The sequence below is a fragment of the Paraburkholderia sp. MM5482-R2 genome, assembly GCF_050436125.1.
Classification (GTDB): domain Bacteria; phylum Pseudomonadota; class Gammaproteobacteria; order Burkholderiales; family Burkholderiaceae; genus Paraburkholderia; species Paraburkholderia tuberum.
The window spans coordinates 127,848-140,316 of the sequence record NZ_JBNDLP010000002.1; the positions used below are offsets into that span (position 1 = coordinate 127,848).

Sequence of the window (12,469 nt, forward strand, 5' to 3'; positions counted from 1 at the left end):
AGCGCTCACGCCTCCTCTGTGGTTCTGGCGTTGTTGGAATGAGTCGGGCGCGGGCTCGCGCCGAACAGTTCGATTCTCGGCCGCGCGGCGGCGGCGGCCGGCTTCGCGAACAGCTCGACCCGCTTGCGCGCGGCGGCGAGCCGCTCCGCGCGTGCTTCGGCGCTTTGCCGCACGAGCGCCTGCTCGCGCTCGGCGACGCCCGCTTCCTGTTGCAAGCGCAATTTCTTCACCATCACCTGACCGGTGCGCGGCATGAACGCGACCTTGCGCGGGTGCGAGCCCTGCAGGTCCTCGGCGACGATGCGGATCTTTTCGGTGGCCAGATAGCGGCGCACGAACTCGGAGTTGCGATCGCCGATGTTCATCGTGGTCATGCCCGCGAGCACCGCGCCGCCGCCGAACACCTTGGCCTCGAAGCGCTCGCGCCGCCCGCCCGCCTTGATCAGTTCGTTGATCAGCACTTCCATCGCGTACGCGCCGTAGCGCATCGAGTCCGACGCGGCCTGCGCGACGTCGGCGCCGTCGTCGGGCAGCATGAAGTGATTCATGCCGCCGATGCCCGCGGTGCGGTCCTGGATGCAGGCCGCGACGCACGAGCCGAGCACGGTCACGAGCACCATGTCTTCGCTCGTCGTATAGAACTCGTTGGGCAACAGCTTCACGCCGGGGCGCTGGAAGTGGTTGTCGTAGTACAGGTTCGAAGCGATCGGCAGCGTGCTGCTCATGCGGCCACCCCGCTCGATTGATGCGCGTCATGCGCGTTGGCGCGCGACGGCGCGCGCGCGCCGCCCGCGTCACGCGTCAGTTCGTAGACGGTCTGGCCGCGCAGCCGGAACGCTTGCGTCACGTACGTGAAGTTTTCCGAATGGCCGGCGAACAACAGGCCGCCCGGTTTCATCAGCGGCTCGAAGCGCGACAGCACCTGCGCCTGCGTCGGCTTGTCGAAATAGATCATCACGTTGCGGCAGAAGATCGCGTCGAACTGCGTGCGCAACTGGTAATCGCGATTGGTCAGGTTCAGTTGCTCGAAGCGCACGAGCGCGCGCACTTCGGGACGCACCTTGACCATCCCCGCATGCGCGCCCGTGCCCTTCAGGAAGAAGCGCTTCAACCGCTCGGGCGACAGGTGCTTGACCTGGTCGAACTGGTAGACGCCGGCCTCGGCCTTCGCGAGCACCTGGGTGTCGATGTCGGTCGCGAGCACCGACGCCTGGCGCGCGCCGTCGCCGAGCGCTTCGATCAGCGTCATCGCGATCGAGTACGGCTCCTCGCCCGTCGATGCCGCCGAGCACCACACGGACACCGGTTGCGCACGGCGCGGCACGAACTCGGCGAGGATCGGAAAGTGATGGGCTTCGCGGAAAAACGCCGTGAGGTTGGTGGTCAGGGCATTGGTGAACGCTTCCCACTCGGCCGGATCGTTTTCCGCTTCGAGCAGATCGAGATACTGCCGGAACGTATCGATGCCGCGCGCCCGCAAGCGGCGCGCGAGGCGGCTATACGCCATGTCGCGCTTGTGGTCCGACAGCGAGATGCCCGCCCCGCGATGAATCAGCTCGCGGATGCGGGCGAAATCGGCCGCCGTAAATTCGAAATCGCGGCCCGTCTCGACGGACCTGGCCGGCTCTGTGCCGTCAGGTGCTGCCCGCGCGGGGCGTTGTGTTGCGCGCGTTGCCATCATCAAAATTCCTGTCTGCGATATGAGCCATCACGCTCGCCGCCCAGCCGGACTGCCTGGGAGGTAGGAATTGTCGTCGCGGGGTCGCGCCCTCCCGCGAGTACCATCGACATATGGCCGGCTCGCGACACGCGTGCTGCGCGTGCTTCGATGCTTCGCCCATCCGCGGGCGCGATGCCGGTTGACCACATGTCACTCTGCCGTTGCCTAAAATGTTTCCCAGTCCGCGTCCGAGCTCGCCTTCGCCGTGCCCGGCGGAGCGGCGCGCGTGGGCGTGTCGGTCGTGACGCGAGCCGCGGCTGCGGCCGGCCGGGGCTTCAATGTCGGTTCGACGCGTGCGGCCGCGTCGTGCTGAGTGGGGGGCGCCGCGCTCGCCGCGGTTGCCTTCGATTCCTTGCTCGCGCCCACCGGGTTCACCGGAGTCGCCGCGCTCGCCGCTTGCGGTGCAGCCCTGGCGAGCCGCGCGGGCGTCTGCGCACGCGTCGCCGGAGCGCTCTGACGCGCCGGTGTGCCGGTTACCTTCCAGCCACCCAGCACCGCCTGCAACTGCCGCGTCTGATCTTCGAGCGACGCCGCCGCGGCCGCCGCCTGCTCGACCAGCGCCGCGTTCTGCTGCGTGACCGAATCCATCTGCACGACCGCGCGGTTGACCTGCTCGATGCCGCCCGACTGCTCTTCCGACGCCGCGCTGATCTCGCCCATGATGTCGGTCACGCGACGCACCGCCTGCACGATTTCGTCCATCGTCGTGCCCGCGCGGCCGACCAGCTCGGAGCCGCTCCTGACCTTGTCGGCCGAATCGCCGATCAGCTCCTTGATTTCCTTGGCGGCGCTCGCGCTGCGCTGCGCGAGGCTGCGCACTTCGCCCGCGACGACCGCGAATCCGCGGCCCTGTTCGCCGGCGCGCGCGGCTTCGACCGCCGCGTTCAGCGCGAGGATGTTGGTCTGGAACGCGATGCCCTCGATCACGCCGATGATGTCGACGACCTTGTTCGAACTGGTCGCGATTTGCTGCATCGTCGTGACGACCTGGCTCACCACGTCGCCGCCGCGCGTCGCGATGTCCGACGCGTTGACGGCGAGCTGGCTCGCCTGGCGCGCGTTCTCGGTGTTCTGCCGCACGGTGCCGGTCAACTGATCCATGCTCGATGCGGTTTCCTGCAGCGACGCCGCTTGCTGCTCGGTGCGCTGCGACAGATCGGTGTTGCCCATCGCGATTTCGCGCGCGCCGGTGTCGATCGATTCGGTGCCGCTGCGGACCGCGCGCACCATCGTTGCGAGGCTTTCCTGCATCCGCTTGATGCCCGCGAACAGGCGGCCGATTTCATTGTTGCTGAACACCTCGACGGGGGTGGACAGGTCGCCCCCAGCGATCCGCTCGAAACAGGCGGTCGCGTCGTTCAGCGGCTGCACGATGAGCCCGCGCAGCGCGAAACGGATGCCGACCACCACCAGCAGCGCGAACACCGTGGTCACGCCGATCAGCATGATCATCAGCGACGCGCTCGACTGCGCGCTCGTTTCCTGATCGGCCACGCTCTGCCGCAACGCCTGGATCACCGCGGCGGCGGCCGCGTCGTAGGCGATGAACATCGGGCTGATCTTCGTGTCCGCGACCGCGTGATACGCGTCGAGATTGTTCGCGTTCAACGCGGCGAATTCGACGTCGACGCCGTCGTGCATCACCGTCGTATGCTTCGCGAGCACATCGTCGAGCAAGGCCTGCTCGACGCGGTGCTTCGGCGCGTCGAGATACGCCTGCCAGCTCTGCTTGCTCTTGCCGAGCAGCTCCTGCGCGCGATCGAGCGCCTTCTTCGCCTCGTCCGCGTTACCGGCGGCCGTCAGCGTGTTGAAGCGATCGATCGCGATGCGCGAACGCAACAGATACGCCGACGCATCGTCGAGCGCATGAATCGCGACCAGTTCGCCGCGTGCGATGCGATCGAGCGAGCCGCTCGCGCGATTCAGCGCGGTCAGCCCGAGCGCGCCGACTACTACGGTCAGCGCCGCCAGAAGAATCCCCACCATCGTCAGCGACGTGCGGATCGACCACCTGCTCAGCATTTTGATGCTCCTTGTGCCGGGTTCCGTTACTGCCTGCGCTCAGACGCCGAGCGTTTCGGTCAGCGACATCTCGGAGCTGGTCATCAGCTTCTCGATGTCCATCAGGATCAGCATGCGGCCGTCGACCGTGCCGAGACCGGTCAGGTATTCGGTCGTCAGCGTCGCGCCGAATTCCGGTGCCGGCATGATCTGATCGACCGCGAGCGTCAGCACGTCCGACACGCCGTCCACGACCATGCCGACCACGCGATGCGCGACGTTCAGGATGATCACGACGGTCTGATGGTCGTACTCGACGCGGCCGAGATGGAACTTGATCCGCATGTCGACGATCGGCACGATGATGCCGCGCAGGTTGATCACGCCCTTGATGAACTCGGGCGCATTGGCGATGCGCGTCACGTTGTCGTAGCCGCGGATTTCCTGCACCTTCAGGATGTCGATGCCGTACTCTTCCGCGCCGAGCGTGAAGACGAGGAATTCCTGACCGCCGGCGTCCGCCTGCGCGTCGCGGCGGCCATTCGTACCGCTCGCGTTTGCGACGCTCGAATTGATGGATTGGACTTCTGCCACGTTAGCCCCCAAACGGTTGGGATGAATTGAGTTGAAGTTGTGTTGCGATGTCTGTCAGTGCCGCGTTTGCTGCGTGCGTTAGGCGAGGCTCATCGCCTGCGCATGCCCATGCGCATGACGCGATTCGCGGTTCAGCGCCGCGACGTCCACGATCAGCGCGACGCTGCCGTCGCCCAGAATGGTCGCCGCGGAAATGCCGTGCACCTTGCGGTAGTTCGTTTCCAGATTCTTCACGACCACCTGCTGCTGGCCGACGAGTTCATCGATCAGCATCGCGAAGCGCCGTCCCTCGGTCTGCATGATCGTGACGATGCCCTGGGTCGGCTCCTGCTTCGCATCCGACACGTTGAACACCTCGTGCAGCGCGACGAGCGGCAGGTATTCGCCGCGCACGCGCACCACGCGCTCGCCGTTGGCGACCGTGTAAATGTCTTCGGCTCGCGGTTGCAGCGACTCCATCACGAAGTTCAGCGGCAGGATGAAGATCTCGTTGCCGACCTTCACCGACATGCCGTCGAGGATCGCGAGCGTGAGCGGCAGCACGATCCGCGTGGTGCTGCCCTTGCCCGCGTGCGACGTGATCTCGACGTGACCGCCCATCGACTGGATGTTGCGCTTCACCACGTCCATGCCGACGCCGCGGCCGGACACGTCGGTGACCTGCTCGGCGGTCGAGAAGCCCGGCAGGAAGATCAGGTTCCAGACTTCCTCGTCGCTCATCGTGTCGCTGACCTGCATGCCCTGCTTGGCCGCCTTCGCGAGGATCTTGTCGCGGCGCAGGCCCGCGCCGTCGTCGCTGACCTCGATGACGATGTTGCCGCCGTGGTGCGCCGCCGACAGCACCAGCTGACCGGTCGAATCCTTGCCCGCCGCGCGCCGCGCCTCGACGGTCTCGATGCCGTGGTCGAGACTGTTGCGCACGAGGTGCGTCAACGGGTCGATGATCCGTTCGATAAGGCTCTTGTCGAGTTCGGTCGCCTGACCGAAGGTGACGAGTTCGACCTCCTTGCCGAGTTTCGCCGCGAGATCGCGCACCAGACGCGGGAAGCGGCTGAACACGTAATCCATCGGCATCATGCGGATCGACATCACCGCTTCCTGCAGATCGCGCGCGTTGCGCTCGAGTTGCGCCATGCCGTTGAAGAGCCGGTCGTGCAGCGCCGGATCGAACGTGCTGGTGGTCTCCGCGAGCATCGCCTGCGTGATCACCAGCTCGCCGACCAGATTGATCAGCTGATCGACCTTCTCGACGCCGACGCGAATCGAGCTGCCTTCGGCGCCGGCCGCCGCGGCGGCCGGACGGGGCGCCTTGCGGTCCTGATCGGCGGACGCAGCCGAAGCCGGTTTGGCCGCCGCCTGAGCCGCCGCGGGTGCCGCAGGCGGCGGCTCGATGCTGTCCGCCTGACCGGGTGCGCTTGCGGGCGCAGCGGTGAGGGCCGCCGGGGTCGACGATGCTGCGGGCTCGGTGTGAAGGACCGGCTGCGCCTGCGCTTGCGCCGCGGGAGCGGCGGGCGCGACCTGCGCGGATTGCGCAGATTGCGCCGGTGTCGGAACGGCAGCGTCGGGCGTTCCAGGTTCGCCCTGCTGCGCGTCGTCCGCCGGCGCGGTGCCACGGCCGATCGTGATCTGACTTTCGTCGATCACGAAGCAGCACACGGCGATGATGTCGTCGGAAGATACGTCGCTCAAGAGCCACAGCGTCAGATCGCTGCCGCTCTTGACCTGCCCGACGATGTTGCCCAGGTTGCCCAGCTCTTCGGTGAGCAGCTCCTGGTCTTTCTCTCCCACGCCCCGTAGCGTAATTTTCAGATGTGGGCCGGCGCTGTCGGCCGTGCCCGCGGCTTGTCCGGTCTGTGCCGGTTCGCCGTCGATCCATTCGCCCGCCGCCTGCACCGCCTGTTCGACGACGTGCTCGGGCGGGGTGCCGCCTTGCTGCTGTACCGCGGTTGCTTGTGTTGTTGTTTGGGTTGCCGTCGCCTGCGCTGCTGCAGGCGCGGGGGCGCTCACGGCCGGCGCGGTTTCGGCGCTCGCCGCCGCTGCCGGCGCGCCGCCCATGCGGCTTTCCGCGTGCAGCTGCTCCAGCTTCGCGCAGATCGCGCGCGCCACCGCCGCATCGGGCTCGGCGCTCGCGCGATAGTCGGCGAGCTGGCCGGACAGCACGTCCTTGGTTTCGAGGAACGTGTCGATCATGTCCTTGCGCAGCACCAGCTCGTTGTTGCGCGCGCGATCGAGCAGCGACTCGAGAATGTGCGTGGTCTCGGTGAGCGCGGTGAAACCGAACGTTGCCGCGCCGCCCTTGATCGAATGCGCGGCGCGAAAGATCGCCGCGAGGTCTTCGGGGTCCGGGTGGGCCACGTCGAGATTGAGCAGCAATTGCTCCATCTGCGCGAGCAGTTCGTCCGCTTCGTCGAAGAACGTCTGATAGAACTGTGTGATGTCGAGTGTCATGCCTGGTTCACCGCGAGAGTGCCTGTCTGGCTTGAGTCGCCGTAGAGGCGCGTCGAGAGCTATCTGTACTGTGTCTAAAGGTGTTGATGACGCGGATCAAGCCGGGTCCGGTTCGGCCAGCGCCGCCACCAGCTCGGTCAGCATGTCCGGGTCGAGCGGCTTTTCGATCCAGCCGGTCGCGCCCGCCGCGCGCGCCGCCTCTTTGAAGGGTTCGCCCGATTCCGTCGTGAGGACGAGGATGGGCGTCGCCTGATAGGCTGGATTTCCGCGCAGCGCGGTGATCAGATCGAGACCGGTCTTGCCGGGCATGTGCTGGTCGGTCAACACGAGATCGAACGCCATCGCGAGCGCGTTTTCGAGCCCTTCGTTGCCGTCCGCCGCGAGCGTGACTTCATAGCCGGCGCCCGTCAGCGTCGCGGCGAGGATCTGCCGCATCGATGCCGAATCGTCGATTGCCAGGATGTGCCTGATCATGAAAACCTCGCTGCGCTTAACACTGGGCCGCCGGGCGGTGCGCGCCGGTCGGGCGCGGGCCGCGGCCCGGCGGCCGCGGTCTGTTACTGGGCCGGTGGCGCCGCCGCCGGCAACTTCGGTGCAGCCGTCACCGGCTGCGCAAGTCTTTGCAGCAGCGGCTTCGAGCCGGCTGCGTCGTCCGACAGGGTCGTCGTCGTGGAGTCGTCGTGATCGAGCGCCTCCTCGGACTTCCTGTTCAACACGATGATGCTGATGCGACGGTTCTCCGGATCGAGCGGGTCCGCCTTGTTCAGGTTCTGCGTCGACGCGAGACCGAGCACGCGCATTACCTTCGCTTCGTCCATGCCGCCCGCGACCAGCTCGCGCCGCGATGCGTTGGCGCGGTCGGCCGACAGCTCCCAGTTGCTATAGCCCTTCTCACCGCCCGCGTACGGCACGGCGTCGGTATGGCCCTGCACGATGATGCGGTTCGGCACGTCGTTCAGCGTGTGGCCGATCTCGCGCAGGATGTCGCGCATGTACGGCTCGACGACGTCGCGTGCGGTCGCGAACATCGGCCGCTTCTGCGAGTCGACGATCTCGATGCGCAGGCCGGTCAGCGTCGAGTCGATGCGGATCTGCTGCTTGAACTGGCGCAGCACCGGGTTCGCCTCGATCGCGGCCATCAGCTTGACCTGCAGGTCGTGCAGGCGCACCTGTTCCTGGCGTTCGAGCGCGCCCGTCAGCTGCTTCACGGAGTCGTCGTCGTTGTGCGACGCGGTGCGCTCGGCGCGGCTGCTGCTGCCGTCGGTCGAGCGGGTCACGCCCTGCGCGTCGGTCGAGATGTCGCGACCGCCGCCCTTCAGGATGCTCGAGTCTTCGGCGCTGCGATCGCCGCCCCACAGCGTGATCTTCAACGGCTGGTTGAAGTAGTCGGCGATACCTTTCAGCTGCACGGTGGAGGCCGAACTCAGCAGCCACATCAGCAGGAAGAACGCCATCATCGCGGTCATGAAGTCCGCGTACGCGAGCTTCCACGCGCCGCCGTGATGACCGGACTTTTTCGGCGCGCTGCGCTTGACGACGATTGCGCGGTCTTTGTCCTTGCTGCTCATCGGTTCGGTTCCCGTCGCCTGCTTATTTCGCCTTGACGCGGCGCACGTGCTCTTCGAGCTCGGCGAACGACGGGCGCTCGGTCGAGAACAGCACCTTGCGGCCGAACTCGACCGCGATCGCCGGCGCGTAGCCGTTCAGGCTCGCGAGGATCGTCACCTTGATGCACTGGAACATCTTGGTCGACTCGGTCACGCGCTGCTCGGCGACGCTGGCGAGCGGCCCGATCAGCCCGTACGAAAGCAGAATGCCGAGGAACGTGCCGACGAGCGCCTGCGCGATCATTTCACCGAGCACCGCGGGCGGCTTGTCGGCCGAGGCCATCGTGTGCACGACGCCCATCACCGCGGCGACGATACCGAACGCCGGCATCGCGTCGCCGACCTTGGTCAGCGCGTGCGCGGGCGCCTCGCCTTCCTGGTGGTGCGTCTCGATCTCCTCGTCCATCAGGCTTTCGATCTCGAATGCATTCATGTTGCCGCCGACCATCAGCCGCAGGTAGTCGGTCAGGAACTCGATGATGTGCTTGTCGGCGAGGATCTTCGGGTACTGCGTGAAGATCGGGCTCTTCGACGGATCGTCGATGTCGGCTTCGAGCGTCAGCGTGCCTTCCTTGCGCGCTTTCGCGAGCAGCACGTACAGGAGCCCCATCAGCTCCATGTAGACGTCCTTGTTGTACTTCGCGCCCTTGAACAGGGTCGGAATGACGCGCAGGGTCGCCCGGATCGTCTTCATCCCGTTACCGAGAATGAATGCGCCGACTCCGGCGCCGACGATCATCAGCACCTCGACGGGTTGCAGCAGCGCGCCGAGATGGCCGCCTTCGAGCGCGTAACCGCCGAAAACGGACAACAGCGTCACGAGTGTTCCCACGAAAATCAGCACTGCCGAGCCCTCACAAAAAGGCGACGGTTACCGTCGTTAGTCAGGTTTACGGCACCGAGGCGGAAAACTTTGGGGAAAAAGACGGCGCTCGAGTCCGGTGTAAACCAGAGGCTTGCGCTGCCTCAACGCGTGCTGCTCAGACTTCGGCGGTGACGAGGGTATCGAGCGTGGGGGCGGGGCAGCGGGCCTCGTGAGCTCGCGCGTCGGTCACTTGCGGCACCTCGGCCGGGACTCCGGCGACGGCGATTTGCCGCTCGGCCCGCGTTTGCGCCGCCTTCTTCGTCTTGCCCGCGCGCGACGGCGGCTGACACAGCCCGCAAACGAACCCGTGCTGCGGATCGTGCGCGTGCGCGACGAAGTGGCCGCCGCAGCGGCGGCAGGCGCTCATCTGCAGCATGCCCGAGTCGAAGAAGCGCACCAGCGTCCAGGCGCGCGTGAGACTGAGCACCGGCTCGTCGTCGTGCAACTGCACGTGCTCGAGATACAGCCGGTAGCTCTTCACGATCGATTCGATCGCGCGGCAGCCGCCGTGACCGGCCATGAAACGGTAGATGTTGTAGAACAGCGACGAATGAAAGTTCGGCTGCCAGGTCATGAACCAGTCGGTCGAAAACGGCAGCATGCCCTTGGGCGGCGACACCCCTTTCAATTCCTTGTACAGCTTGACGAGCCGGTCGCGCGACAGGCTGGTTTCCGCCTCCAGCAATTGCAGACGCGCGCCCAGTTCGATCAGCTCGATCGCGAGGGTGATTTCCCGGACTTCGAGTAAGACGCTCTTACTGGCCATCAGCCGATCTGCTCGACCGGCTGGCTCGCCATCAGGATCGCCGAATGAGCCTGCGCCATCGCGCTGGACTTGTCCTTGTCCGCAAGGGCGGACAGCACCGCGTGATCGTCGAAGCGGAAGCGGCACAGCATCTGGTTGGACGCCGCGAGCTTGACGGTCTGCGCCAACGACAGATTGGCGAGCACGTCGGCCAGCTGGTCCGAAATACCCATGCGGAACATGCCCATCGGCTTGTCTTCGCGCAGCAGACGCTGGGCGAGCAGCAGATAGGAAAGATTGACTTCCCTGATCTCACTGAGCATATGGCTAGTCGTGCTCATGATTTCCCCCGTTCGTATGCCCGGCTGGTCAGGCCGATTTTTGCGGAAACGTTTGCTCGAACGCGCGCGCTGAATCCGCGCGAATCCGCTCGTCTCTGGTCTTGCAAGCATTGTCTCGAAAGGGGGCACAGCCGAAAATCGGAGAGACACCCCAGCTGGGTGACGGATTAATCCGTCATTTGTGTAGGAATTATTCCTACAACCCGGGTTGCGGCGAGGCACGAATTGGGCCGAATTGATGCGCGGGGCGGGACTGACGATGCGTGCTGGGAATTTATACGGCTGCGGCGTGTACCGGATGGTGAGTTTTCAGAACTTCACCGCCGCACCGTAAATCGGTGGAAAAGAATTATAAGACGTTTTCAGCCGGCTGCAATCTGGCTCGGTTAGAGATCTTTTCCGGCTCATCCGACCCTCGGGTCCGCCGCTTGCTACGGTGCATTTCGCCTGTCGAGCTTGATTGAGTCGGTGGAATTACGCTTCCCGATGATGGGGACTGTTGGCGGCTCGACCTTGCGCGGCAGCTGTAACGGTCGATGTTTCGCGCTGTAACAACATTAAGCGTTTGAAAAATAACTCGAATTACCGCGGTCGATCCCGATAATGAAGGCTAAGGGATTACCCGATAGCTATTTCGGAGCCCCCTCGGGCGGGGCAAACCGCGCCCAACCGTCCGGTTAGGCAGACGTACCACGCGCCATTCAGCCGTGGTGCGAAGCCCCGGTAAGTATCAAAAATCCGCATGGGATCCGGGTCGGCGCCACAGCGCTAACTTTGATCGACACAGGAGAAAACGCATGCGAATCGCACAAGTCGCGCCGCTCTACGAAGCTGTCCCACCGAAACTCTATGGCGGCACCGAACGTGTCGTGTCGTATCTGACCGAAGCGCTGGTCGAGCTCGGCCATGACGTCACGCTGTTCGCGAGCGGCGACTCGGTCACGTCCGCCAATCTCGAGGCGTGCTGGCCGCGCGCGCTGCGCCTCGATCCGACGATTCGCGATGCATTGGCGCCGCACGTGCTGATGATGGAAAAGGTCCGCAAGATCGCGCACGAGTTCGACGTGCTGCACTTCCATCTCGACTACCTGCCGTTCCCCCTGTTCACGACGATGGACACGCCGTTCGTGACCACGCTGCACGGTCGTCTCGACCTGCCGGAATTACAGCCGGTGTTCGACGCGTTCTCGCATGTGCCGGTCGTGTCGATTTCGGATTCGCAGCGTCTGCCGCTGCAGCAGGCCAACTGGCTCAACACGATCTATCACGGTCTGCCGGACCAGTTGCTGACGCCGCAGCCGCACAAGAAGCCCGAATATCTAGCGTTCCTCGGCCGCATCTGCCCGGAAAAACGCGTCGATACAGCTATCAGGATCGCCGCGCAAAGCGGTCTGCCGCTGAAGATCGCCGCCAAGGTGGACAAGGTCGACATGGAGTACTTCAAGCGCGAGATCGAGCCGCTGCTGTCGATGGCGCATGTCGAGTTCGTCGGCGAGATCAACGAGGCGCAGAAACCCGAGTTTCTGTCGGGCGCGAAGGCGCTGCTGTTCCCGATCGACTGGTCCGAGCCGTTCGGCCTCGTGATGATCGAGTCGATGGCCTGCGGCACGCCGGTTATCGCGTTCAACCGCGGCTCCGTGCCTGAGGTGATCGACCACGGCGTGACCGGCTATATCGTCGAGGACGTGCAAGGCGCGGTAGCGGCTCTGCAGCGTCTCGACGAGCTGTCGCGCATCGAAATCCGCGCCCAGTTCGAACGCCGCTTCAGTTCGAAAACGATGGCGCAGAACTATATCGACGGCTATTCCGCCTTGATTGAAACGTCGCGGCGCCCGGTATTGCGCCAGGTCGCGGTCGGCTAGGCGCGCCTGAAAACGGCCGGCGCTTTTACGGCTGGCCGTTTTCGGCCCGCATTGAAGCGGCGCTGTGAACCTTCGCTTATAACGCCGCAATAGCGGCGAGTCCGGCATCGGAATCGTTTGCGCGAGCGAAAAACGAAGTCTTTTGGCTGCCGGACGCGAAAAAGCCGCCCTGTATGGGCGGCTTTTTTAATACAGGGATGGTTGCGCTTCCACGGTGGATTTGCGCGCGGCGAATAAGCCAAACAGCAAAGAAACCTTCAGACCGCCTTCACCCCGTCTCACATCA

At 65.0% G+C, this 12,469-nt stretch carries 11 protein-coding genes; 1 reads left to right on the top strand and 10 read right to left on the bottom strand.

The genetic code is table 11. The annotated features are described in order from the left end of the window. Positions 1-5: 5 nt before the first annotated feature. The 10 genes from cheD to flhD all read right to left on the bottom strand — a co-directional run bounded on the left by cheD (position 6) and on the right by flhD (position 10,321). Positions 6-725: a chemoreceptor glutamine deamidase CheD gene (gene cheD / locus OKW37_RS03670; protein ID WP_018418784.1), complete on the bottom strand. Its 720-nt coding sequence runs from the start codon at positions 723-725 to the stop codon at positions 6-8. Next, on the bottom strand, positions 722-1,681 hold the full coding sequence (locus OKW37_RS03675) for a CheR family methyltransferase (protein ID WP_429408009.1): 960 nt from the start codon (positions 1,679-1,681) through the stop codon (positions 722-724). The genes cheD and OKW37_RS03675 overlap by 4 nt, the downstream gene beginning before the upstream one ends. 204 nt (positions 1,682-1,885) lie before the next feature. Further along, positions 1,886-3,742, bottom strand: a complete 1,857-nt coding sequence (locus tag OKW37_RS03680; protein ID WP_429408007.1) for a methyl-accepting chemotaxis protein — start codon at positions 3,740-3,742, stop codon at positions 1,886-1,888. A 39-nt stretch (positions 3,743-3,781) separates the two neighbouring features. Continuing rightward, on the bottom strand, positions 3,782-4,315 hold the full coding sequence (locus OKW37_RS03685) for a chemotaxis protein CheW (RefSeq protein ID WP_090802480.1): 534 nt from the start codon (positions 4,313-4,315) through the stop codon (positions 3,782-3,784). Positions 4,316-4,393: 78 nt separating this feature from the next. Next, a complete protein-coding gene (cheA, locus tag OKW37_RS03690; RefSeq protein WP_184065983.1) occupies positions 4,394-6,763 on the bottom strand; it encodes a chemotaxis protein CheA in 2,370 nt (789 codons plus the stop codon). A 96-nt stretch (positions 6,764-6,859) separates the two neighbouring features. Next, positions 6,860-7,237: a response regulator gene (locus OKW37_RS03695; protein ID WP_018418789.1), complete on the bottom strand. Its 378-nt coding sequence runs from the start codon at positions 7,235-7,237 to the stop codon at positions 6,860-6,862. 83 nt (positions 7,238-7,320) lie between these two features. Continuing rightward, complete coding sequence (gene motB, locus OKW37_RS03700; protein ID WP_090802477.1) at positions 7,321-8,331, bottom strand: flagellar motor protein MotB; 1,011 nt, start codon at positions 8,329-8,331, stop codon at positions 7,321-7,323. A gap of 22 nt (positions 8,332-8,353) precedes the next feature. After that, a complete protein-coding gene (gene motA / locus OKW37_RS03705) occupies positions 8,354-9,214 on the bottom strand; it encodes a flagellar motor stator protein MotA (protein ID WP_090802475.1) in 861 nt (286 codons plus the stop codon). 136 nt (positions 9,215-9,350) lie between these two features. Beyond that, the gene (gene flhC, locus OKW37_RS03710; RefSeq protein WP_184065986.1) at positions 9,351-10,001 is read right to left on the bottom strand and encodes a flagellar transcriptional regulator FlhC; all 651 of its coding nucleotides are present in this window, start codon (positions 9,999-10,001) and stop codon (positions 9,351-9,353) included. Then, positions 10,001-10,321, bottom strand: a complete 321-nt coding sequence (gene flhD, locus OKW37_RS03715) for a flagellar transcriptional regulator FlhD (protein WP_090802472.1) — start codon at positions 10,319-10,321, stop codon at positions 10,001-10,003. Before flhD ends, flhC begins: the two co-directional genes overlap by 1 nt. 797 nt (positions 10,322-11,118) lie before the next feature. On the opposite strand from flhD, the gene OKW37_RS03720 reads away from it, so the two are divergent. After that, complete coding sequence (locus OKW37_RS03720; protein ID WP_090802471.1) at positions 11,119-12,183, top strand: glycosyltransferase family 4 protein; 1,065 nt, start codon at positions 11,119-11,121, stop codon at positions 12,181-12,183. Positions 12,184-12,469 lie beyond the last annotated feature (286 nt).

Bases quoted from the DNA above. Each gene is read 5' to 3' on its own strand.
- cheD (WP_018418784.1), bottom strand. From the start codon at position 725: ATGAGCAGCACGCTGCCGATCGCTTCGAACCTGTACTACGACAACCAC.
- OKW37_RS03675 (WP_429408009.1), bottom strand. From the start codon at position 1,681: ATGATGGCAACGCGCGCAACACAACGCCCCGCGCGGGCAGCACCTGAC.
- OKW37_RS03680 (WP_429408007.1), bottom strand. From the start codon at position 3,742: ATGCTGAGCAGGTGGTCGATCCGCACGTCGCTGACGATGGTGGGGATT.
- cheA (WP_184065983.1), bottom strand. From the start codon at position 6,763: ATGACACTCGACATCACACAGTTCTATCAGACGTTCTTCGACGAAGCG.
- OKW37_RS03695 (WP_018418789.1), bottom strand. From the start codon at position 7,237: ATGATCAGGCACATCCTGGCAATCGACGATTCGGCATCGATGCGGCAG.
- motB (WP_090802477.1), bottom strand. From the start codon at position 8,331: ATGAGCAGCAAGGACAAAGACCGCGCAATCGTCGTCAAGCGCAGCGCG.
- flhC (WP_184065986.1), bottom strand. From the start codon at position 10,001: ATGGCCAGTAAGAGCGTCTTACTCGAAGTCCGGGAAATCACCCTCGCG.
- flhD (WP_090802472.1), bottom strand. From the start codon at position 10,321: ATGAGCACGACTAGCCATATGCTCAGTGAGATCAGGGAAGTCAATCTT.
- OKW37_RS03720 (WP_090802471.1), top strand. From the start codon at position 11,119: ATGCGAATCGCACAAGTCGCGCCGCTCTACGAAGCTGTCCCACCGAAA.